We start from the raw sequence: 22,210 nt of genomic DNA, 5'->3' as shown, positions 1-22,210 counted from the left end.
CGAGCACGATGCAAAGACACCACCTCGCGTTGGCCGCAGCGTTGGCCAGCCTGATGCTTGCCGGTTGCAGCCAGTCACCGTCACCCGGCGCCGAAAGCGCCAGCGATGCACCCAGCCGCCGTTTCGGCACGATCGACTTCCAGCCCTGCACGCTGTCCACCGAAGGCGCCAGCGCCAACGTGGAAGCGCAGTGCGCTACCCTGCAGGTGCCGGAAGACCGGGCCCAGCCCGATGGCCGACGCATTGGCCTGCGCATCGCCTGGCTGGAATCGGGCAGCAGCGGCTCCAGCCAGCCCGATCCGGTGTTCTTCCTGGCCGGTGGCCCCGGCCAGGCGGCCAGCGAAGTGGCGGTCATCGTCGATACCGCGCTGCGCCAGGTACGCAAGCAGCGCGACATCTTCCTTGTCGACCAGCGGGGTACCGGCGGCTCCAACCCGCTCAGCTGCCTCGGCGCGGACGGCAAGGACCTGCAGATGGACGAGGACGCCGCTCCCACCGAGGCGTCGCTGCGCGACTACGCGCGGCGCTGCGCGGCCTCGCTGCAGGGGCGTGCCGATGCCCGCTTCTACACGACCACCGAAGCCATCGCCGACCTGGATGCGGTACGCCAGGCCTTGGGCGCGGACCGGATCAACCTGGTCGGCGGCTCCTACGGTACCCGCGTGGCCCAGCGCTATGCCGGTGCCTATCCGCAGCACACCCGCAGCATCGTCATCGATGGCGTAGTGCCCAATGAACTGGTGGTGGGCGGCGACTTCGCCACGACGTTCGAGGATGCGATCGCCCTGCAGTCGGCGCAGTGCCGCAAGGATGCCGCCTGCAGCAAACGCTTCCCGACCGACACCCGCGCGCAGCTGCGCAGCGTGGTCGAGACCCTGCGCCGTGCGCCGGTCTCGGTGGAGTATCGCGACCCCGGCACCAACCAGACCCGGCAGGATGTGCTGAGTCCGGACAGCGTGATCGGCCTGGCGTTCGCCTTCTCCTATGTGCCGCAGTATTCCTCGCTGCTGCCGCTGGTGCTCGATGAAGCCGCGCATGGCCGCTATGCACCGCTGGCGTCGCTGGCACGCGGTGCGAACCGCAGCATGGATTTCCAGATCAACCGAGGCATGCAGTGGTCGGTGATCTGCAGCGAGGATGCGCCGCGTTACAAGGCGCCGGCCGAGGACCCGGAGCGACTGTTCGGCAACGACGTGGCCAGTGCCTTCTTCGCGGCCTGCCCGGTATGGCCGCACCAGCCGGCGCCAGCGGCCAATGCCGTGCCGCTGCGCAGCGACGTACCGGCGCTGCTGCTGTCCGGTGAACTCGACCCGGTGACGCCACCACGCTATGCCGAACAGGTCCTCAAGGGCCTGCCGAATGGCCGCGCGCTGGTCGCCCGCGGCCAGGGCCACGGCACGCTGAGTGCCGGCTGCATGCCGCGCCTGCTCGGCCAGTTCATCGACAAGACCGATGCCAAGGCGCTGGATGCCGGCTGCCTGGACACGCTGAGCTACGTGCCGGCGTTCACCTCGTTCAACGGATGGGAACCATGATCGTCGCCGACAACCTGCACAAGGCCTTCGACACCCGCACCGGCCGCATCCAGGCGGTCTCCAACGTCGGCTTCCGCGCCGAGGATGGCCGCATCACCGGCCTGCTGGGGCCCAATGGTGCCGGCAAGACCACCACCATGCGCATGCTGTACACGCTGATGACCCCCGACCAGGGCAGCATCAGCGTCGATGGTGTCGATGCTGCGCGCAATCCGGTGGAAGTGCGTCGCCACCTTGGCGTGCTGCCCGATGCGCGTGGCGTCTACAAGCGCCTGACCGCGCGCGAGAACATCGCCTACTTCGGCGAGCTGCACGGCCTGTCGGCCGAGCGCATCCGCGAACGCATCGAAGTGCTGTCGCATGCCCTGGACATGGGTGACATCCTCGACCGCCAGACCGATGGCTTCTCGCAGGGCCAGCGGACCAAGACCGCGATCGCCCGCGCGCTGGTGCACGACCCGCGCAACGTCATTCTGGATGAGCCGACCAACGGCCTGGACGTGATGACCACGCGCGCACTGCGCCGCTTCCTGCTGGGCCTGCGCGAAGAGGGCCGCTGCGTGATCCTGTCCAGCCACATCATGCAGGAGGTGGCCGCGCTGTGCGATCACATCGTGATCATCGCCAAGGGCACGGTGATGGCTGCCGGCAGCGCCGATGAACTGCGTGCGCAAGCCGGCGAATCCAACCTGGAAGACGCGTTCGTGAAACTGATCGGCAGCGAAGAGGGCCTGCACGCATGAGCATGATGTCGACCCTGATGACGGTGATGCGCAAGGAACTGCGCGACCTTTCCCGTGATCGCCGCACGCTGCTGCTGACCCTGCTGTTCGGGCCGCTGCTGTACCCGGTGCTGCTGCTGGGCATGGGCAAGCTGGCCGAGAGCCGGGTACGCACCCAGATCGAGCAGCCGCTGCAGATTCCGACCATCGGTGCGGAGAACGCCCCCAACCTGGTGCGTTTCCTCGCCGCGCAGGGGCTGAACACCGCACCTGCACCGAAGGACCTGGCCGAGGCCATCCGCAGCCAGGAGATCGACGTGGCGCTGCGCATCAGCGATGACTTCGGCAAGGACTGGGCCGATGGCAAGCCGGCGCTGGTGGAGGTGATCAAGGACAGTACCCGTCGTGCCGCCGAGGTGCCCAGCGCACGTCTGGAGGCGGCACTGGCCACCTACAACGGCCAGGTGGGGGCACTGCGATTGATGGCGCGCGGCATCGATGCACAGGTGGCGCGGCCGCTGGATGTGGCGCGCCAGGACCTGGCCAGTGCCGAGGCCAAGCGCGGCATGATCCTGTCGATGCTGCTGCCGGTGCTGCTCACGCTGACCTCGTTCATCGGCGGCGCCTATCTGGTGATGGATGCCACCGCCGGCGAGCGCGAGCGGCAGTCACTGGAACCGCTGCTGGCCACGCCCGGCTCGCGCAGCGCCATTGTCAGCGGCAAGATCGCCGCCGCCTGCGTGGTCGGGTTCGTATCGCTGCTGCTGACCCTGGTGGCGTTCAAGGTGAGCGCACAGATCGCGCCCGGCAACATCGGCCGCCAGTTCAACATGAACGTCGCCTCGATGCTGCAGATGCTGCTGGTGATGCTGCCGATGCTGATGATCGGCACCTCGCTGCTGACCTTCCTGTCGGCGGCGGCCAAGAGCATGAAGGAAGCGCAGAGCCACATGACCTGGCTGATGCTGTTGCCGATGATGCCCGGCTACGCGCTGGTGGCCTATCCGCTGAAGAGCGAGCTGTGGCAGTACGCCGTGCCGTTCCTGTCGCAGAACCAGATGCTGTTGAAGGTGATCCGCCACGAGACCATCACGCCGTCGGTCTGGGCCATCTATCTCGGTGCCAGCCTCGGCCTGGCCGCACTGCTGTGGTTCGCCGCCGTGCGCCGTTACCACAACGAGCGCCTGGCGATCTCGGGCTGACTGCAAAAAGGGGACGGAGGGGATTAAGTCGTTTTTAACCCTCCGCCCCCTTCTTCTGAGGGCGCCCCCGCTTGCGCAGCACCACGGGGCGGCCCAGTGTCTGTTCCACCATCCGCAGGTAAGCTGCATTTCCCAACGGATGCTGCCCGGCACTGTGCGCGCGTATTGCCGGCAGGTCGGCGGACGCGTTCACGTCCCGCAGGAACTGCGCATAGAGCGTCGTCCGCTGTCGCTTGGTCGAGGCCAGTGCCTGAAAGGCGGGGTGTTCTGTCAGCATCGGATCATCGCGGCGCTGCAGGTTTCCATGCACGCTCGACCATGGGTGATCCTCCGGGGCGCCTGTCATGCCTGCACGAACCGGATTGAGTTCGATGTAGCGATAGACGCTGAGCAGATAGGCGTCGCTGTCCACCATCGAAGAATGGAAGCGGCCCTGCCAGAGTGGTCCGCTGCGCTCATGCCGCTGATTGAACGCCTGGACATAGTTGTTGCCCTGCATCCGCATCGCGTTGGCCAAGCCGGCCTGAGTGGAGGGTGTGGCCAATAGATGGACGTGATTGCCCATCAATACGTAGGCATGCAGCGCGACCTGATGTTTCAGGAAGGCGCTGTGCAAAAGGTGCAGAAACAGCTGGCGGTCGATATCGTCAACGAAGATCGCCCCCTTGTTCACACCGCGCTGGGTTACGTGATACGGCTGTTCGGCCAACATCAGGCGTGCTTGTCGAGGCATGGCAGTTCAGGGGGTTCAAGGAATCATCAGCCTGCCGCCTCCGTGACCGCGAAGGGCATCAGGCGATGCCGCGAGTTGATGTGGGGGAGGGCAGAAGCGACTTAATCCCCTCCGTCCCCTTTTCCATACCGCGCAGGCGTCACCCCCATCTCGCGCTTGAACACGGCGATGAAGGCACTGGGTGTGTCGTAGCCCATCGACAGCGCGACGCTGATCACCGGCTCGCCGGACAGCAGGCGTGGCAGTGCCAGCAGCACCCGCAGGCGTTGCCGCCACTGGCTTGGCGACAGGCCGGTCTCGGCCAACCAATGGCGGGCGAGGCTGCGGCTGGACAGACCGCTGCTGTCGGCCCAGTCCTCGATGCTGCGGTTGTCGTGCGGTGCGCGCGCCAGTTCGGCGGCAAGTTTCTGCAGTCGCCGGTCACGCGGTTGTGGCAGGGCAAGCGGCAGAGGCGTGCTGGCGGCAATCTCATCGGCGATCACACCGGCCAGTCGTGCCTGTGTGGCATCAAGCGGAACATGCGGCCACTGCAGCGCCCGAATCACCGCGGCCTGCAGCAGCGGCCCCGGTTGGAAGATGCGAGGGGCTGCAGGCAGGTCGGTGCAGGCCTGCGCGCTGAAGTACAGGCTCCAGCCGTCGAACGCACTGGTACTGGCCAGTGCGTGGGGCAGCGAAGGTGGTATCCAGGCGACATGACCCGCCGGCAGCAGCCAGTGCAGGTCGCCCACCTCGATCCGCAGCAGGCCCTGATGTGCACCCAGCAGCTGCCCGCGGGCGTGCTGGTGGCGTGCCGTGCGGCGCGGACCCGGCAGGCGCAGCTGCGCCCCCAGCAATGCAGGCCCGTCGGCGGCATTGGCCAGCGCCGGGTCAATCAATGCGGTGGTTGTCTGATCTGCCATATCAATTGGCAGTTATACGGCAGAAACGTCGCGTCCGGGCCCCGACACTGGAGCCCACTTCAACGGAGCGCTTCCCCGTGCAGCCACAGGACATTCTTCCGGACCATCAGAACGAGGTGCAGGTAAATGGCCTCACCGTGCGCAAGGGCAGCGTGGGTGCTTTCCTGGCCAGCGTCCGCGACTGGCAGGATCCCGCCAGCGATGATGCCACCCGCGCCACAGCCGAATCTGACCTGCGTGCGTTGCTGCCCGGCCTGCATGCGCTGGGCCTGTTCCAGGTGCTGGCCGCGCGCGATCCGGCCCTGCAGCGCCTGATTGATGGCGCTGCCTGAAACGGACAAGGCCCGGACGGACCGGGCCTTGGCGTCATGGAGGTGGCAGAAACGACTTAATCCCCTCCGTCCCCTTTTTTGCGGTCAGCCGCCCGGTGCGAATACCAGGGTGCGGCGGGTGGTGACCGGCGCGTTGACCGGCTCGAAGCGCCAGCGCTTGACCGCGTTCAGGGCTTCGCGGTCGAAGGTCCGTCCCGACGTCGCGCGCAGCACGCGGGCGCTGACCACTGAGCCGTCGGTACCGACGGTGATCTCCACCAGCACTTCGCCCGACGTTCCCGAACGCAGTGCCTCGGCCGGATAGCGCGGCGCCGGCGTGCTGACCGGGCGGAGGGTGGGAGCTGCCGCGGCGGCTGCCTGGCGTGCGGCGCTGGCCTGTTGGGCGGCGGCCTGCTGCTGTTTCTGTTCGGCATCGCGACGGGCCGCGGCCTGGCGCTCGGCCTCCTGGCGCTCGTTGTCGCGGCGTGCGGCATCCTGCTGCGCGGCAATCTGCTTGGCCGCATCGGCTTCCTTGGCGCGCTGCTCGGTCAGGCGCTGCTGTTCGGCCTGCTGCTTGGTCCGGTCTTCGGCGTCCTTCCTGGCCTTCTCGGCTTCGGTCTCGGTGCGCTTGGCCGCATTTTCCACGCCCTTGGCCAGGCCTTCCTTCAGGCGCGGCAGGGCGGGAGCGGAGGCGTCCACCTTCTCGATCAGTGCCACCAGGCGCTGCGCCTCGGTGTAGTCCTCGCGGCCCAGGTGCTGCTCGGCGGCGATCAGGGTGTAGGGCAGCAGGTCGGTCAGCGCGCTCTTCACCGACGCGTCGTCCGGTGTCTTGTCGCGCAGGGCGAGGTAGTACTCGATGGCGTTGTCGCCGGCCGGCGCGTACATGCGGTTCTCGCGCAGTGCCTGGCTGGCCGATTCACGCAGCTGTTCGGTGCCCATGGACTGCACCTTGGCGGCGACCACCGGTGCGGCCGGTGCAGCGGTGGCGGGTGCGGCGGCCGGGGCCGGTGCTGCAGATTCTTCCTTTCCCGAGCAGGCGGCCAGCGCCAGTGCCAAAGCAACCGGCAGCCACCGGCGCGCGGCGGTGATCGTTGAGACGTGCGACATCCTGCTCCCCTCTAGAAGACGACGTGACGTAAATCATTGATACGCATGGCCGGGACCTGTGGTCCGGGCGCGGAACGATGACGTTTCCCGACGCCACCGCCGGCAACGGCGAGGGTGCAATCTAGCATCCCGGCCACCGCCGCGTACAAGGGGCAGGGGCCGGGATGGGGCAGCGGCGAAGGACCGCTGCCGGTTGCCGCATCAGTGGTCGTGCGACTTGCTGTGGCTGTTGGACATCAGCTTGTCGGTCCAGGCAATACCGATCGCCGACAGGATGAACACGCAGTGGATGATGGTCTGCCACAGCACGCCGTCCTGGGTCAGCATCGAGCAGCGTGCGACACCGATGTTGGCGGCGGCCACGCTCATCTGCTCAGGCGTGCACAGTGGGATGCCACCCAGCGCGCCACTGGCGATGAAGGTCTTCAGCAGGTGGATCGAGGAGATGCCGATGATCGCCATTGCCAGCTTCACCTTCAGCACGCTGGCATTGACGTGGCTCAGCCATTCCGGCTGGTCCGGATGGCCTTCCAGGCGCAGGCGCGAGACGAAGGTCTCGTAGCCACCGACGATCACCATCACCAGCAGGTTGGAGATCATCACCACGTCGATCAGGCCCAGCACGATCAGCATGATCTGCTGTTCGCCCATCGAGGCCGAATGCGAGATCAGGTGCCACAGTTCCTTGCCGAACAGGAACACATAGACGCACTGCGCCACGATCAGGCCCAGGTACAGCGGCAGCTGCAGCCAGCGCGAGGCGAAGATCAGCGTAGACAGCGGGGAGAGCGGCGGGCGGTTTGCACTCATGCGGAGGATGCTGCGTTGCGGGGGAGAGGCGAGGTTACCGGCCCGTCGTGACGGTGCCAACCCAACTCTCGCACTAGACTTCAGGTTCCTTTCCGCACCCCGAGCCGCCGCCATGATCGACCTGTATTACTGGCCCACCCCGAACGGCCACAAAGTGACCCTGCTGCTGGAAGAAGCCGGCCTGGAGTACCGCATCCATCCGGTCAACATCGGCTCGGGCGACCAGTTCAAGCCGGAATTCCTTGCGATCTCGCCCAACAACAAGATGCCTGCGATTGTCGACCACGCCCCGGCCGATGGCGGCGCCCCGCAGAGCGTGTTCGAGTCCGGCGCCATCCTGCTGTACCTGGCCGAGAAGACCGGCCAGTTCCTGCCCAGCGACCCGCGCGGCCGCGTCACCACCCTGGAGTGGCTGTTCTGGCAGATGGCCGGCCTGGGTCCGATGAGCGGCCAGATGGGCCACTTCAATGTGTATGCGCCGGAGAAGATCCCGTATGCGATCGAGCGCTACGACAACGAAGTGCGCCGCCTGCACGGGGTGATGGACAAGCGCCTGGCCCAGCACGCCTTCCTGGCCGGGGACGAGTACACCATCGCCGACATGGCCAGCTACCCGTGGATCGGCGCCTACGACAAGCTGCCGGTGGATTTCGCCGCCTTCCCGAACCTCAAGCGCTGGCATGAAGCGATCGCCGCACGCCCGGCCACCCAGCGCGCCTATGCCCTGCGCCAGCAGGTGAACCCCAACGCCGGCAAGCCGCTCAGCGACGAAGAGCGCAAGCACCTGTTCGGCCAGCGTTGACCCGCCGCGGGGTCGGATCCCTTTGCAGCGCAAAGGGCTCCGACCCCAGCACCGCGGCATGGGCAGAAGGTCATGCTGCCTTCCCGCACGGGCTTGGTTAGGATGGAGGCTGACCGCCCCGCGTCCATCGCGGTGGCGGACCTGCCGTTTGCCGGGATCCTCCATGCGCCACCTGTTCGCTTCGCTCGCCCTCATGCTCGCCACCAGTACCGCCGCCCACGCTGAAAAGCTGACTCTGGAAGCCATCACCGGCCCGCTGCCGCTTTCCGGCCCGACCCTGATGAAGCCGAAGGTCGCTCCCGACGGTTCGCAGGTCAGCTTCCTGCGCGGCAAGGACAGCGACCGCAACCAGCTGGACCTGTGGACCTACGACATCGGCAGCGGCCAGACCCGCCTGCTGGTGGATTCGAAGGTGGTGTTGCCCGGCACCGAGACCCTCAGCGACGAGGAAAAGGCCCGCCGCGAGCGCCAGCGCATCGCCGCGATGACCGGTATCGTCGATTACCAGTGGTCGCCGGACGCGCAGCGCCTGCTGTTCCCGTTGGGCGGTGAGCTGTACCTGTACGACCTCAAGCAGCAGGGCCAGGCCGCAGTGCGCCAGCTGACCCACGGTGAAGGATTCGCCACCGACGCCAAGCTGTCGCCCAAGGGCGGTTTCGTCAGCTTCATCCGCGGCCGCAACCTGTGGGTGATCGACCTGGCCAGCGGCAAGCAGCTGCAGCTCACCCGCGACGGCAGCACCACCATCGGCAACGGCGTGGCCGAGTTCGTCGCCGACGAGGAAATGGACCGCCACACCGGCTACTGGTGGGCGCCGGATGATTCGGCCATCGCCTTCGCGCGCATCGATGAAGCACCGGTGCCGGTGCAGAAGCGCTACGAGGTCTACGCCGACCGCACCGACGTGATCGAGCAGCGTTACCCGGCCGCGGGCGACGCCAACGTGCGCGTGCAGCTGGGCGTGATCGCACCGGCCGCCGATGCGCAGCCGCGCTGGGTCGACCTCGGCAAGGAACAGGACATCTATCTGGCCCGCGTCGACTGGCGCGATGCGCAGCACCTGAGCTTCCAGCGCCAGTCGCGTGACCAGAAGCAGCTGGACCTGGTGGAAGTGGCACTCGACTCCAACCGCCAGCGCGTGCTCGCGCACGAAACCAGCCCGACCTGGGTGCCGCTGCACAACAGCCTGCGTTTCCTCGATGACGGCAGCGTGCTGTGGTCGTCCGAGCGCACCGGTTTCCAGCATCTGTACCGCATCGACAGCAAGGGCAAGGCCACCGCGTTGACCCACGGCAACTGGCCGGTAGACGAACTGCTGGCGGTCGATGAGAAGGCTGGCAAGGCCTACTTCCGCGCCGGCATCGAGACCTCGCGCGAAAGCCAGATCTACGCGGTGTCGCTGCAGGGCGGTGAGCCGCAGCGCCTGTCGAAGGCACCGGGCATGCACAGCGCCAGCTTCGCCCGCAACGCCAGCGTCTATGTCGACAGCTGGTCCAACAGCACCACGCCGCCGCAGATCGAACTGTTCCGCGCCAATGGTGAGAAGATCGCCACCCTGCTCGAGAACGATCTGGCGGACCCGAAGCATCCGTATGCGCGTTACCGCGATGCACAGCGCCCGATCGAGTTCGGCACGCTGACCGCGGCCGACGGCAAGACCCCGCTCAACTACAGCCTGATCAAGCCGGCCGGCTTCGATCCGTCCAAGCGTTACCCGGTGGCGGTGTACGTCTACGGTGGCCCGGCCAGCCAGACCGTCACCGACAGCTGGCCCGGCCGTGGCGACCACCTGTTCAATCAGTACCTGGCCCAGCAGGGCTACGTGGTGTTCTCGCTGGACAACCGCGGCACCCCGCGCCGTGGCCGTGACTTCGGTGGCGCGTTGTATGGCAAGCAGGGAACGGTGGAAGTGACCGACCAGCTGCGTGGCGTGACCTGGCTGAAGCAGCAGCCGTGGGTGGACCCGGCGCGCATCGGCGTGCAGGGCTGGTCCAACGGCGGCTACATGACCCTGATGCTGCTGGCCAAGGCCTCGAACCAGTACGCCTGTGGCGTGGCCGGTGCGCCGGTGACCGACTGGGGCCTGTACGACAGCCACTACACCGAACGCTACATGGACCTGCCGGCGCGCAACGAAGCGGGTTACCGCGAAGCACGCGTGCTGACCCATATCGACGGCCTGCGCTCGCCGCTGCTGCTGATCCACGGCATGGCCGACGACAACGTCTTGTTCACCAATTCCACCAGCCTGATGAGCGCGTTGCAGAAGCGTGCACAGCCGTTCGAGCTGATGACCTACCCGGGTGCCAAGCATGGCCTGTCCGGCGCCGATGCCCTGCATCGCTACCGCGTGGCCGAAGCCTTCCTGGGACGCTGCCTGAAACCCTGATCCACAGCCGGGAAGGAGCCCGCCGATGACCCTGCCACCACCGATTCCCGCCCATCGACAGACGTCCGCCGGTTGGTGGTGCCGTCATTGGCGCTGGGCGATGCCGTTGACGGTGGTGCTGGTGCTGGGCGGCGCCGGTGGCGTGGTGACCTGGAGCGTGCTGCGCTGGAGCGAGGCGGCACGCGAGAGCCCGCCGATGCGCGAAGCGTTGCGCCGCGCGGGCTGCAGCATCGAACTGGTGGAAGCCTTTGGCGAGCCGCTGCATATCGAATCGATGCCGCTGGGCAGCATGCAGACCGCGATGAACGGCCAGCGCGACGTCGGCCTGACCGTTGCGCTGGAAGGACCGCATGCGCACGGCCGGCTGTTCGTGCAGGGCAGCCGTCGCGATGAAGTCTGGGATTACCCGGTGATGTATGTACTGGCCGAAGACAAGCAGACCTTCGACCTGACTGCACTGGATGACGACGAGGCTGCGGGGGAGTGCGAGCTGCAGGCCTGCCGTGAGCGTGGCGAATGCCCACTCACCGCCGCGTTGTGACCGCAGGTCGCGCGGCCGGGTAAGGGCGGCCATGTAGAGTCGACTGTTAGTCGACTGCTCTCCACAAGACGCCTGAGAACCCCGCGCTGCGCGCGATAGTCGACTGACAGTCGACTCTACCCATCAGCCGCGCCGTGACCTCCAGCCGATTGTCGCCATCGCCGTGAGCGCGTAAGTTGCGGGCAACCCTTTGCTGGAGTGTCCCATGAAGCCGATTGCGCTCGCTGTTGCCCTGGCCCTGACTGCCACCCCGTTGCTGTCCGCACCGCCGGCCTTGGCCGCGCCGGCCGCCAAGGCCGCGACTCCCGCCAGCCCGGCTTGGGTGGCACGCAGCAACGCCCTGGCACAGATCCTGCTGGATGCGCAGGGGCCGTTCCAGCCGGAAGAAACCGGCTTCTTCGGCGTTCCCGGCTACGACGACAAGGTGGCCGACCTCGGCCCGGACAACGGCAAGCGCTACCGCGCCGCGATGGCCAAGGCCCGCGACGAACTGAAGGCGAAGCTGGCCACCGAGCAGGATCCCAATGTCCGCCAGGACCTCGAGATCATGATCCACGCCGCCAGCCAGAACATCGAAGGCAGCGAGCTCAACGAGAAGTACCTGTTGCCGTGGAGCGATGCGCCGCAGACGGTGTTCAGCGGCCTCAACCTGCTGCTGTCCGACCAGGTGCCGGCCGAGCGCCGGGCCAAGGCGCTCGACCGCCTCAAGGCCTATGCCGGCCTGCAGCCCGGCGGCACCGCCTTCACCACGCTGGCGCGCCAGCGCTATGAAGAGCGCTTGAAGGACAGCAGCCTGCTGCAGCCGACGAAGATCGAAGTGCAGCAGTCGCTGGACAACGTCGAGACCTACATCACCGGTATCGAGTCGCTGCTGAAGAAGTACCAGATCGCCGGTGCCGATGAAGCAATGAAGGCGCTGGCCGGGCAGATGAAGGACTACGCCAGCTGGACGCGCACCACCGTGCTGCCGAAGGCTCGCACCGACGCACGCCTGCCGGCGCCGCTGTACGCCTACCAGCTCAAGCAGGTCGGCATCGACATCGACCCGAAGCTGTTGATGCAGCGCGCGCAGCTGGAGTTCATGGAAACCCGATCGGCGATGCAGCAGCTGGCGCCGCTGGTGGCGAAGGACAAGGGCCTGAAGGTGGCCGACCCGAGCGACCCGGTGGCGGTGATCCGCGCGCTGAAGGCCGACAAGATCGCCGACGATCATCTGGAAGGCCACTACCGCAAGGTGATCGACGCGATCGATCCGCTGATCCGCGAGCACGCCATCGTCGACGTGCCCAAGCGTGCCATGCAGATGCGACTGGGTTCGGCCGCCGAGAGCGCCGCCAGCCCGGCGCCGCACTTCCTGCCGGCGCCGCTGGTCAACAACACCGGGCAGCAGGGCACCTTCGTGCTGCCGCTGGGCAATCCGGCCGCCGGTCCGGGTGCGCAGTACGACGACTTCAACTTCGGCGCGGCGGCGTGGACGCTGAGCGCGCATGAAGGCCGCCCCGGCCACGAGCTGCAGTTCACCGCCATGGTCGAGCGCGGCGTGTCGCTGGCACGCACGATGTTCGCGTTCAATTCGGTGAACGTGGAAGGTTGGGCGTTGTATGCCGAAGCCGAGATGGTGCCGTACGAGCCGCTGGACGGGCAGATGATCGCCCTGCAGTTCCGCCTGCTGCGGGCCGCGCGCGCGATGCTGGACCCGATGCTCAACCTTGGCCTGACCGATCGTGCCAACGGCGAGCGCGTGCTGATCGAGCAGGTCGGCCTGTCCAAGGCGATGGCCACCCAGGAACTGGACCGCTACATGGTGCGCATGCCAGGCCAGGCCGGCAGCTACTTCTACGGCTACACCCGCATCCTGGAACTGCGCATGCAGACCGAGCTGGCACTGGGCGCGAAGTTCGACCGCCTGGCGTTCAACAATTTCCTGCTCGACCAGGGCCTGCTGCCGCCGGACCAGCTGGCCGATGCGGTGAACAAGGTGTTCGTGCCGAAGTACAAGCGCTGAGCATCACCGGTAGTGCCGGCCACTGGCCGGCAATCGCCGTTGGTAGATGCCGACCTTGGTCGGCGCTGTGGGTTTCGTGCCAACCAAGGTTGGCACCTACCAGAGCGATGCGTCGGTTGTTGCAGGGGTAGTGCCGGCCGCTGGCCGGCAATCGCCGTTGGCAGATGCCGACCTTGGTCGGCGCTGTGGGTTTCGTGCCAACCAAGGTTGGCACCTACCAGAGCGATGTGTCGGTTGTTGCAGGGGTAGTGCCGGCCGCTGGCCGGCAAGCGCCGTTGGTAGATGCCGACCTTGGTCGGCGCGGCGGGTTTCGTGCCAACCAAGGTTGGCACCTACCAGAGCGGTGCGTCGGTTATTGCAGGGGTAGTGCCGGCCGCTGGCCGGCAATTGCCGTTGGTAGATGCCGACCTTGGTCGGCGCTGTGGGTTTCGTGCCAACCAAGGTTGGCACCTACCAGAGCGATGCGTCGGTTATTGCAGGGGTAGTGCCGGCCGCTGGCCGGCATTTCCCTTGGGCAGAGAGGATTCCTGAGGTTGCCGGCCAGCGGCCGGCACTACCGGCGGTGACCCTCTCGGGTCACCGCTGCGGTTGCGGCGTAATCACTTGTGTCGGCAACCGCGCGGGCGGTGCCGGATTCGGCACCCAGATCGCGACGCCGGCGGCGCGCTTCTGCGTGGTCGGAATACCGATGCCGACGCCGCCACCGACGTGCGAGCCGAACGTGCCGGCGCCGACCGACATGCCCACCGGCGAGCCACTGCTGCCCACGCCCATCAACACCACGCCATTGGCGCCCAGCGCTGCGGCCTCACGCTTCAGGCGTGCCACGGCGGCATCGGTCTGGCCCTGGGTGCCGAAGCCGACGGCGGACGCCGATTCCAGCTGGGCGATTTCCTGGGAACCGGCCGGTGGCGTCGAATAGATCTGCACCAGCGCCGGATCGATCGGTGCGCGGGCGCGGCCCAGCATCACCTTGGAGGTACTGGCACAGCCGGCGGCGACCAGCAGGATGGCCGCCAACGCGGCCCAACGGATGTTCATGGCACGACCCCTGTAGGACTGGTTGCGATCATCGGCGGGCCACTCTGAATCGGCGCCAACACCCGGGCCAGGGCACGCACGACAGCACGCTAGCACGGGGCGGGTGACAGCCCCGCCAATGGCAGTAGGCGGCGGCAGCGGGAACGTCTATGGTTGGGGCAGGAACCAACTGCGGGAGAGCGGCATGGGTGTGATCAGTCTGTTGTGGGGCGTACTGGCGCTGTTGTGGATGATCCTGGCGCTGATTCCACTGCTCGGCTGGGGCAACTGGTTCCTGATCCCGTTCGCTGCCGTGGGCGCGGTGATCGCCGCGCTGGGCATCCTGTTCACCCATCCGAGCAAGCGTGGCCGGGCCTGGGCCGGGCTGGTGCTGAACGGCATCGTGGTGGTGGTCGGCATCCTGCGCCTTGGCCTGGGTGGCGGCGTGATCTGAGCCCGCACCCGGGTGCGACAGGGCGTCGCAGGCGCACGGTCCATGGCCGGGCAGGGGCGTACAATGAATGGCTGCGCGAGCCCCCCGCGTGCCTGTGAATCCGCGCCCGGCGCGGCTGCCCCATGATCATCCGACCCCGTCCCCACGGCTGGCAACTGCTTTACATCCTGCGCGGTTCGATCGTCAAAGCGATCGCGCCCAAGGTGCTGGCCATCCTGATCCTGTCCATTGCCGTGGCTGCGGTGGTGGAACTGGCGCCGCCCACCGGCATCGAACGCGTTTCCGTCACGCCGTTCACCCTGCTCGGCCTGGTCCTGTCGATCTTCCTCAGCTTCCGCAACAGCGCCTGCTACGAGCGCTGGTGGGAAGGCCGCAAGCTGTGGGGCCAGCTGGTCTACGAATCGCGCTCGCTGGCCCGCCAGGTGAACCTGCTGCTGGCCGATGACACCGGCCGCCGCCGCCGCATCGCCTACCTCACCACCGCCTTCGCCCATGCACTGGCCGGTCGCCTGCGCGGGCGCATCGTGGCGCTGATGGCCCTGCCGTGGCTGGACAAGCGCCAGCGCGAACAACTCGGGCAGCGCGAGAACGTGCCCGACGCGCTGCTCTCGATGATCGCTGCGGAACTGGCGCAGGCCCTGCGTGCCGGTGACCTCGACCCGATCCTCTACACCCAGCTGGAAGAACGCCTGCATGCGATGTCGTCGATCCAGGCCGGCTGCGAGCGCATTCTCACCACACCGCTGCCGTTCGCCTACACCCTGCTGCTGCACCGCTGCGCGTGGATGTTCTGCGTGCTGCTGCCGTTCGGCCTGGCCAGTTCGCTGGGCTGGGGCACGCCGGTGCTGTCGGCGGTGCTGGCCTATGCCTTCTTCGGCCTGGACCAGCTGGGCGAAGAAATGGAAGACCCGTTCGGCCTGGAGCCGAACGACCTGCCGCTGGACGCGCTGGTGCGCACGATCGAGATCGACCAGCTCGACGCGCTCGGCGAACGCCCATTGCCCGAACCCCTGCTGCCGCAGGGCTACCTGTTGCAATAGCCACTCCTCGGAGCCTGCCATGTCCCACCCGCTTTACCGCCCGCGCCGCATGCGCCATGACGAGTTCTCGCGCCGCCTGATGCGCGAGAACACGCTGACCACCGATGACCTGATCTACCCGGTGTTCGTGCACGAACTGGCCGGCCGCACCGCGGTGCCGTCGATGCCGGGCGTGGAGCGGCTGTCGATCGAAGAACTGCTGAAGGTGGCCGAAGAGGCGCTGGAGCTGGGCATTCCGGTGATCGACCTGTTCCCGGTGATCGACCCCTCGCTGAAGTCGCTGGACGCGTCGGCGGCGTGGGCCGAAGACGGCCTGGCGCAGCGTGCGATCCGCGCGCTGAAGTCGCGCTTCCCGGAACTGGGGGTGATGACCGACGTGGCGCTGGACCCGTACACCACCCACGGCCAGGACGGCATCATCGACGACAAGGGCTATGTGCTGAACGACATCACCGTCGAGGCGCTGGTCAAGCAGTCGGTATCGCACGCCGAGGCCGGTGTGGACATCGTCTCGCCGTCGGACATGATGGACGGCCGCATCGGCGCGATCCGTCGTGCGCTGGATGCCGACAACCACATCAACGTGCGCATCATGGCGTACTCGGCCAAGTACGCCTCGGCGTTCTACGGTCCGTTCCGCGATGCGGTGGGCAGCGCCGCCAGCCTCGGCAAGGCCGACAAGAAGACCTACCAGATGGACCCTGCCAACGGCGACGAGGCCCTGCGCGAGATCGCGCTGGACCTGGAAGAGGGCGCCGACATGGTGATGGTCAAGCCGGGCATGCCGTACCTGGACCTGGTGCGCCGGGTGAAGGAAAAATTCGGCGTGCCGACCTTCGCCTACCAGGTGAGTGGCGAGTACGCGATGATGAAGGCCGCCTTCGCCAACGGCTGGCTGGACGAGCGCGCCTGCGTGCTGGAGTCGCTGCTGGGCTTCAAGCGGGCCGGTGCCGATGGCGTGCTGACCTATTTCGCGCCGCAGGTGGCGCGATGGCTGCGCGAGCGCTGACAATAGCGCCACGATAGACGGAGGATTACGCGATGGGACCCGAACTGGGATGGATGCAATGGCTGATCTGGGGCATCGGTACGCTGGTGTTCGGCGCCATCATCGTCGGTGTCTTCATCGCCGCGTGGCGCGCGGGCAAGCGCCCACCGGAGCAGCTCTCCGCCGCCCGCCGCGTGGCCCGTGAGCAGGCCCTGCCGGACAGCGTGCAGGCCGAACTGGCCGCGTTGAACCAGCGCAAGGACAATGGCCAGCTGAGCGAGATCGAGTACGAGCAGCAGCGCGCCAAGGTGTTGTCGCGCTGACGGGTGGGTGCCAACCTCGGTTGGCACTTTCCCGCATGCCAACCAAGGTTGGCATCTACCAAGCGGCCATCCACGCACGGCGTGGATCTACCGCACGCACCTGGCGCCTCCATCGCTCGGGTAGCCGCCAACCTTGGTTGGCGTTTGCCGTCACCGTGCGCCCGGCACGCACCCCGCAACCGCCGCCACCTTCGGCACGGCCAACCGGTACACATCCACGCCACCGGCACGCGGTGCCTTCGCCGCACTGCTGGCGACCATCATCTCGCCGGGCTTGGCGTTGTCGATCACCGGCGCGCCGGTCCAGCCGCTGGCCTGGTTGAACGACAGCCCCAATGGCTGCAGCGCCGCACCGGTCCACGCACAGCCGCTGCTCCACACCTGCGTGGACGTGCTGTTGCCGCGGCTGAACACCACGGCGCCGTCATGCCCCAGCCAGTCGCCGTCGGTCTCGTCGTCGGCGCTGTTCAACGCGCTCAGTGCGCTGGCCGGGCCACGCAGTCCCTGCGCATCCAGCGTCGCCACGAACAGGTCCCAGCCGGCGCCACGGCCCTGCTGGCGGGCAAACAACAGCTGCCTGCCATCCGCGCTCAGGGCCGGCCCGCGCTCTTCCCGGCGGCCCGCGTCGCCCGCCAGCAACTGCGCGGTACCCAGTTGGCCGTCGGTGGCCAACGCGGCACGGTACAGCGCCAGCGCACCCTCGCGGCCGGCCGCGAACAGCAGCCAGCGGCCGTCACGGCTGAAGTAGGGATCACGGACCTCACCGGCCACGCCTACCGGCAAGGCCTGCGCCTGCTGCCAGCGGCCGGCCACCACGCGCGCCTCCCACAGGCCCCAACCGGCCTCGCCACGGCGGGCGAAAACGATGCGCTGGCCATCGGCGCTGATCGTGGCGCGGCCCTCGTCGGCACGGGTCGAGACCACGCCCATGCCTTCGATGCCGTATTCGTTCAACGCCATCGCCACGGGGGCAGAGAGTAGACTGGCGGCAAGCACCAGCAGGGGCGGGGTGATGCGCATCATCCGGGTCCGTGCACGAAAGAGCATCAGTCTAGCCAGCTTGAGGATTCCATGACCGACCGTTACGCCGTCTTCGGACACCCCGTTGCCCACTCGAAGTCGCCGCAGATCCACGCGACGTTCGGTCGCCAGGAAGGCATCGCGGTGGATTACCGCGCGATCGACCTGGCCCCGGATGCGTTCCTGGCCGGCCTGGAAGCCTTCGCCGCCGACGGCGGTGTCGGTGCCAACGTCACCTCGCCGCACAAGGAAGCCGCGTTCTCGGTGTGCACCACGCTGACCGCACGTGCGCGCCGCGCCGGCTCGGTCAACACGCTGCTGCGCAAGGGCGACCGCTGGCATGGCGACACCACCGACGGCATCGGCCTGGTGCGTGACCTGACCGACCGCCATGGCCTGGACCTGCGTGGCCGCCGCATGCTGCTGATCGGTGCCGGCGGCTCCGCGCGCAGCGCCGCTCCGGCCTTCCTTGATGCCGGCATCACCGAGCTGGTGGTGGTCAACCGCACGCCGGAACGCGCCGATGAACTGATCGACGCGATGGGCGAACCGGGCCGCGCGATCAGCCGCTACTGGGAAGACCTGCGCGAGCTGGGCGACTTCGAACTGATCGTCAATGCCACCTCGGCCGGCCGCGACCGCGACGTCGAGTTCAAGCTGCCGTTGTCGCTGGTCAACTCGATGACCACCGCCGTCGACCTGAACTACGGCGAGGCCGCCATCGCCTTCCTGGCCTGGGCGCGCGCAGCGAACTGCCGCAATACCGTGGATGGCCTGGGCATGCTGGTCGAGCAGGCCGCCGAGAGCTTCCTGCAGTGGCACGGTGTGCGTCCGCAGACCGACGAGGTCTACCAGACGCTGCGGCAGGGCTCGGCCGTGCTGGCCGGCGAGGACTGATCGATGGACAACACGACCCTGATGGTGACGGTGCTGAGCATCGTGGGCGTGCGCCTGCCGGTGCTGATCGCACTGTGCGTGGGCCTGGTCTGGGTGGTCGGCGCACCGCGCGATGCCACCCGTACCGGCGCCCTGGTCGGCCTGGTGCTGTTGCTGCTGTCCAGCCTCGGCAGCATGGCCGCCGGCATCCTGCCGATGTGGTTGATCAACAGCGGCAACTTCGACGCCATCTCGGGCATGAGTGCCATCCTTGGCGTGCTGCACTTCGCGCTGGCGATGGTCGAGGCCATCGGCGTGGTGCTGCTGGTGTGGGCGCTGGTGCGCCTGCTGCGTACCCGCACGATCCCGGCATCCTGACCGGTAGCGCCGGGCCATGCCCGGCGTATCTGGCCCTTGGGTGGTCCGCCCATCGGACCGTGACCGCCGCCTGGCGTCGTCGCTGGCCCGTTCAGGGTGCCAGCGACGGTGAACGCGGCCGGCCATGCGACAATGACCGGCCTGATCCAGCCACGGTACTTCCCGGCGTGACCGAAACCGTCGCCGCTCCGCGCACGCTTGATGACACCTTGAAGGACGCGATCCGCAAGGCGTACACGACGCTGCAGGCCAATACCCCCGGCTTCTCCACCCGTCGCTCGCAGAGCCAGATGATCGGCGTGGTGTCGCGTGCGCTGTCGAAAAGCGGTGGCGTCGGCGTGGTCGAAGCGCCCACCGGCGTCGGCAAGAGCCTGGGCTACCTCACCGCAGGCGTGCCGATCGCGCTGGCCAGCAAGAAGAAGCTGGTGATCAGCACCGGCACCGTGGCGCTGCAGTCGCAGCTGGTCGAGCGCGATATCCCGAATTTCCTCAAGGCCACCGGCCTGGAAGCGACCGTGGCGCTGGCCAAGGGCCGTACCCGCTACCTGTGCACGCGCAACGCCGCCGAGGCGCAGGGCGAGGGCTCGCAGGGCGGCATGTTCGAGGATGACGCGCCCTTGTTCGACCGGCCGCTGGCGCCGATCGAGATGGACATCGCCAAACGCCTGACCGACGCCTTCACCGGCGGCAGCTGGGATGGCGACATCGACAACGCGCCGGAGACCATCAGCCCCGGCCTGCGCAGCCGCATCACCACGCCGGCTTCGGGCTGCGCGGGGCGTCGTTGTGCCTATTCGGCGCAGTGTGCGGTGCTGCGTTCGCGCAACACCGTGCGTGATGCGCAGATCGTGGTGACCAACCACGCGCTGCTGCTGTCGGCGCTGTCGATCGGTGACAGCGACAACGGCCAGCCGTTGATCGCCCCGCCGTCGGACATGCTGCTGGTGTTGGACGAAGGCCATCACATCGGCAACGTGGCGATCGACCAGGGTGCGGCCAGCCTCGCGCTGGATGAGATGGCCAAGCGCACCGGTCGCCTGCAGATCCTGATCGCCGGCGCCTACCGCGCGGTCGACAAGGATCGGTTGGGCAACCTGCTGCCGAACGAAGCGATCGAAGTCGCCAGCAACGTGGCCAAGCAGCTGCGCGCGTTCCGTGACCACATCGAGCGGGTGTGGATGCCGGCACCGGCCGACGAAGAGCCGATGTGGCGCGCGGCCAATGGCCGCCTGCCCGAGGCCTGGCGCGAGCCGATCGAAGCGCTGGCCGACGACACCCGCAGCCTCTACAACTGGGCGCATGCCGCCACCGCGCAGGTGGCCAAGGGCAAGCCGGACGATGCCGCGCGTGAGCGCCTGCAGCGCAACCTGGGCATGGCGCTGGAGATGATCGAGCAGCAGTACAACCTGTGGCAGGCCTGGCGCCGCGAGGATAAGGACGGTGCGCCGCCGATGGCGCGCTGGGTCACCGCCACCCGCGACGGCGACCTCGTGCTGCATGGCTCACCGGTGTCGGCCGCGCACGTGCTGCGCAAGCTGCTGTGGGATGAAGTGGACTCGGTGGTGATGACCTCGGCGACGCTGACCGGCGGTGGCGACTTCCAGTCGCTGGCGATCGACAACGGCATTCCGGAAGAGGCCGAGATGGTCTCGCTGTCGTCGCCGTTCGACCTGCCCAACCAGGCCGAGCTGATCGTGCCGAAGTTCCCGGTCACCCCGGACGACCGCGAAGGCCACCCGCGCGAAGTGGCGCGCTACCTCGACACCGAACTGGACTGGGCCAAGGGCTCGATGGTGTTGTTCACCTCGCGCTGGAAGATGGAGAAGGTGGCCGGGCTGATGTCGGCCGCGCGCCGCAAGCAGGTGCTGGTGCAGGGCGAGATGTCCAAGACCCGGCTGATCGACGAGCACCTGCGCCGCGTGGCGGCAGGCGAAGGCTCGGTGCTGTTCGGCCTGAACTCGTTCGGCGAGGGCCTCGACCTGCCCGGTGAGGCCTGCACCACGGTGGTAATCACCCAGGTGCCGTTCGCGGTGCCGACCGATCCGCAGACCGCCACGCTCAGTGAGTGGTTCGAGGGGCGTGGCCTCAATGCCTTCAACCTGATCGCCATTCCGCACGCGCTGCGCACGCTGACCCAGTTCGCCGGCCGCCTGATCCGCACCTCCACCGACACCGGCCGCGTGATCATCCTCGATTCGCGGCTGCTGACCCGCCGCTACGGCAAGCGCATCATCGACGCGCTGCCACCGTTCAAGCGCGTGATCGGCTGACCGGTAGCAAAAAGGGGACGGAGGGAATTAAGTCGTTTATGGCAAAAACGACTTAATTCCCTCCGTCCCCATTTTTGTGAGCACTGTACAGATGCCGGCCAGCAGCCGGCACTACCGCACGGGCTGACGATCGGACAGCCGCTTGGTGGTTACCGGGTGGCTGTTTCAGGCGTCCGGCAGCCTGGCCCATAAGCCTCCGTGTAGGGTTTGCCGAAGCAGCGCAGTAGCCCATCAAGCACATCCAGGTTCGGTGGCCACGGCATCTGCACCTGCTGCCCGCCCTCGGTGGTGAAGTGGTAGCGACCGTCCTTGATGTTCTCCGCCATCGCGGTGGGCGTCGGTATCGCGACCAGCCTCGCACGAGCCTTTTCCAGGGCGCCGCGGTCCTGGCGCAGGAACGCGACCATGCCGTCCACGTAGGCATTCCAGTAACCCGGGTCGCCCGCGTTCACGGGTTTGTGGCTGCGTTCCATCAGCGTGATCGCCTGCGCGGTCTGCCCCAGCTCCGCGCGCAGCTGGCCCTCGTGCCAGGTGATGATGACGTTGCCTTCTGCCTTGGGCAGAGCGCCGTAGGCGGACAGCAGGTCGGCCGCTTCGCGGGTACAGCCACGGTCGGCCAGCGTGCGCCAGCCACCTGCCAGGTCCTGATCGAATCGGCCAGGTTCCATCGCCAGCATCGCGGCACGGTCGTAGCTGCAGTCGGGGGCTTTGGACGGTTCTGCTGACGTGCCCATGGCAGCGGCCAGCGCAAAGGAAAGCAACATCATCTCAACCTCCGTGTTGGT

General features: G+C 67.5%; 22 protein-coding genes. 15 read left to right on the top strand and 7 right to left on the bottom strand.

What is annotated here, in order from left to right:
* Positions 1-8 precede the first annotated feature (8 nt).
* From ACZLHH_RS22655 to ACZLHH_RS22645, 3 genes are read left to right on the top strand one after another with little or no spacing between them, the layout of a single operon-like run.
* Positions 9-1,535: an alpha/beta hydrolase gene (locus ACZLHH_RS22655; RefSeq protein ID WP_180844650.1), complete on the top strand. Its 1,527-nt coding sequence runs from the start codon at positions 9-11 to the stop codon at positions 1,533-1,535.
* Positions 1,532-2,278: an ABC transporter ATP-binding protein gene (locus tag ACZLHH_RS22650; RefSeq protein WP_012512433.1), complete on the top strand. Its 747-nt coding sequence runs from the start codon at positions 1,532-1,534 to the stop codon at positions 2,276-2,278. Before ACZLHH_RS22655 ends, ACZLHH_RS22650 begins: the two co-directional genes overlap by 4 nt.
* Positions 2,275-3,459, top strand: a complete 1,185-nt coding sequence (locus tag ACZLHH_RS22645) for an ABC transporter permease (RefSeq protein WP_049400882.1) — start codon at positions 2,275-2,277, stop codon at positions 3,457-3,459. Before ACZLHH_RS22650 ends, ACZLHH_RS22645 begins: the two co-directional genes overlap by 4 nt.
* Before the next feature lie 34 nt (positions 3,460-3,493).
* Here ACZLHH_RS22645 and ACZLHH_RS22640 read toward each other — a convergent pair whose 3' ends face one another.
* Positions 3,494-4,192, bottom strand: coding sequence for a transposase (locus tag ACZLHH_RS22640; RefSeq protein ID WP_071228553.1), 699 nt, complete (start codon positions 4,190-4,192; stop codon positions 3,494-3,496).
* Positions 4,193-4,293: 101 nt separating this feature from the next.
* Entirely contained in the window at positions 4,294-5,091 is a 798-nt protein-coding gene (locus ACZLHH_RS22635) for an AraC family transcriptional regulator (protein ID WP_478478745.1), read from the bottom strand.
* Between the two features lie 77 nt (positions 5,092-5,168).
* Here ACZLHH_RS22635 and ACZLHH_RS22630 point away from each other — a divergent pair, with 77 nt between their 5' ends.
* Positions 5,169-5,423, top strand: coding sequence for a hypothetical protein (locus ACZLHH_RS22630; protein WP_125895405.1), 255 nt, complete (start codon positions 5,169-5,171; stop codon positions 5,421-5,423).
* An 84-nt stretch (positions 5,424-5,507) separates the two neighbouring features.
* On the opposite strand, the gene ACZLHH_RS22625 is transcribed toward ACZLHH_RS22630, so the two are convergent.
* Together ACZLHH_RS22625 and ACZLHH_RS22620 are read right to left on the bottom strand one after the other, a co-directional pair.
* Positions 5,508-6,509, bottom strand: coding sequence for an energy transducer TonB (locus tag ACZLHH_RS22625; protein ID WP_049400878.1), 1,002 nt, complete (start codon positions 6,507-6,509; stop codon positions 5,508-5,510).
* Between the two features lie 201 nt (positions 6,510-6,710).
* Positions 6,711-7,319, bottom strand: coding sequence for a TIGR00645 family protein (locus ACZLHH_RS22620; protein ID WP_071228550.1), 609 nt, complete (start codon positions 7,317-7,319; stop codon positions 6,711-6,713).
* Positions 7,320-7,431: 112 nt separating this feature from the next.
* Between ACZLHH_RS22620 and ACZLHH_RS22615 the strand changes: the two genes are divergently transcribed.
* The 4 genes from ACZLHH_RS22615 (at position 7,432) to ACZLHH_RS22600 (ending at position 13,056) form a co-directional block, all read left to right on the top strand.
* Positions 7,432-8,121 carry a glutathione binding-like protein gene (locus ACZLHH_RS22615; protein ID WP_180844648.1) on the top strand — a complete coding sequence of 230 codons (690 nt, stop codon included), beginning with the start codon at positions 7,432-7,434 and terminating at the stop codon, positions 8,119-8,121.
* Between the two features lie 163 nt (positions 8,122-8,284).
* Positions 8,285-10,510 carry a S9 family peptidase gene (locus ACZLHH_RS22610; protein ID WP_153854779.1) on the top strand — a complete coding sequence of 742 codons (2,226 nt, stop codon included), beginning with the start codon at positions 8,285-8,287 and terminating at the stop codon, positions 10,508-10,510.
* A gap of 25 nt (positions 10,511-10,535) precedes the next feature.
* Positions 10,536-11,051, top strand: coding sequence for a cytochrome c oxidase assembly factor Coa1 family protein (locus ACZLHH_RS22605; protein ID WP_032129126.1), 516 nt, complete (start codon positions 10,536-10,538; stop codon positions 11,049-11,051).
* Between the two features lie 205 nt (positions 11,052-11,256).
* Complete coding sequence (locus ACZLHH_RS22600) at positions 11,257-13,056, top strand: DUF885 domain-containing protein (RefSeq protein WP_107431523.1); 1,800 nt, start codon at positions 11,257-11,259, stop codon at positions 13,054-13,056.
* A 576-nt stretch (positions 13,057-13,632) separates the two neighbouring features.
* Here ACZLHH_RS22600 and ACZLHH_RS22595 read toward each other — a convergent pair.
* A complete protein-coding gene (locus tag ACZLHH_RS22595) occupies positions 13,633-14,097 on the bottom strand; it encodes a hypothetical protein (protein ID WP_014038879.1) in 465 nt (154 codons plus the stop codon).
* A gap of 184 nt (positions 14,098-14,281) precedes the next feature.
* On the opposite strand from ACZLHH_RS22595, the gene ACZLHH_RS22590 reads away from it, so the two are divergent.
* The 4 genes from ACZLHH_RS22590 to ACZLHH_RS22575 all read left to right on the top strand — a co-directional run bounded on the left by ACZLHH_RS22590 (position 14,282) and on the right by ACZLHH_RS22575 (position 16,881).
* Complete coding sequence (locus ACZLHH_RS22590) at positions 14,282-14,530, top strand: hypothetical protein (protein WP_006475755.1); 249 nt, start codon at positions 14,282-14,284, stop codon at positions 14,528-14,530.
* A 122-nt stretch (positions 14,531-14,652) separates the two neighbouring features.
* Positions 14,653-15,570 (top strand): bestrophin family protein, encoded by a 918-nt coding sequence (locus ACZLHH_RS22585; protein ID WP_010482217.1) that lies wholly within the window; start codon positions 14,653-14,655, stop codon positions 15,568-15,570.
* 19 nt (positions 15,571-15,589) lie between these two features.
* Entirely contained in the window at positions 15,590-16,579 is a 990-nt protein-coding gene (hemB, locus tag ACZLHH_RS22580) for a porphobilinogen synthase (protein WP_032129123.1), read from the top strand.
* Between the two features lie 32 nt (positions 16,580-16,611).
* Positions 16,612-16,881, top strand: coding sequence for an SHOCT domain-containing protein (locus ACZLHH_RS22575; RefSeq protein WP_180844647.1), 270 nt, complete (start codon positions 16,612-16,614; stop codon positions 16,879-16,881).
* Between the two features lie 150 nt (positions 16,882-17,031).
* On the opposite strand, the gene ACZLHH_RS22570 is transcribed toward ACZLHH_RS22575, so the two are convergent.
* On the bottom strand, positions 17,032-17,904 hold the full coding sequence (locus ACZLHH_RS22570; RefSeq protein ID WP_180844670.1) for a TolB family protein: 873 nt from the start codon (positions 17,902-17,904) through the stop codon (positions 17,032-17,034).
* Between the two features lie 48 nt (positions 17,905-17,952).
* Here ACZLHH_RS22570 and aroE point away from each other — a divergent pair, with 48 nt between their 5' ends.
* From aroE to dinG, 3 genes are all read left to right on the top strand, one after another.
* Positions 17,953-18,798 carry a shikimate dehydrogenase gene (gene aroE / locus ACZLHH_RS22565; RefSeq protein ID WP_180844646.1) on the top strand — a complete coding sequence of 282 codons (846 nt, stop codon included), beginning with the start codon at positions 17,953-17,955 and terminating at the stop codon, positions 18,796-18,798.
* 3 nt (positions 18,799-18,801) lie between these two features.
* Positions 18,802-19,155 (top strand): hypothetical protein, encoded by a 354-nt coding sequence (locus ACZLHH_RS22560; RefSeq protein ID WP_049400872.1) that lies wholly within the window; start codon positions 18,802-18,804, stop codon positions 19,153-19,155.
* A gap of 167 nt (positions 19,156-19,322) precedes the next feature.
* Positions 19,323-21,425 (top strand): ATP-dependent DNA helicase DinG, encoded by a 2,103-nt coding sequence (dinG, locus tag ACZLHH_RS22555; protein ID WP_033833777.1) that lies wholly within the window; start codon positions 19,323-19,325, stop codon positions 21,423-21,425.
* Positions 21,426-21,574: 149 nt separating this feature from the next.
* On the opposite strand, the gene ACZLHH_RS22550 is transcribed toward dinG, so the two are convergent.
* Entirely contained in the window at positions 21,575-22,192 is a 618-nt protein-coding gene (locus tag ACZLHH_RS22550) for a hypothetical protein (protein ID WP_180844645.1), read from the bottom strand.
* Positions 22,193-22,210: the final 18 nt, after the last annotated feature.

It is taken from the genome of Stenotrophomonas sp. 28608_Sma (assembly GCF_056486185.1).
This window is presented reverse-complemented; position numbering and strand designations above follow the sequence as displayed.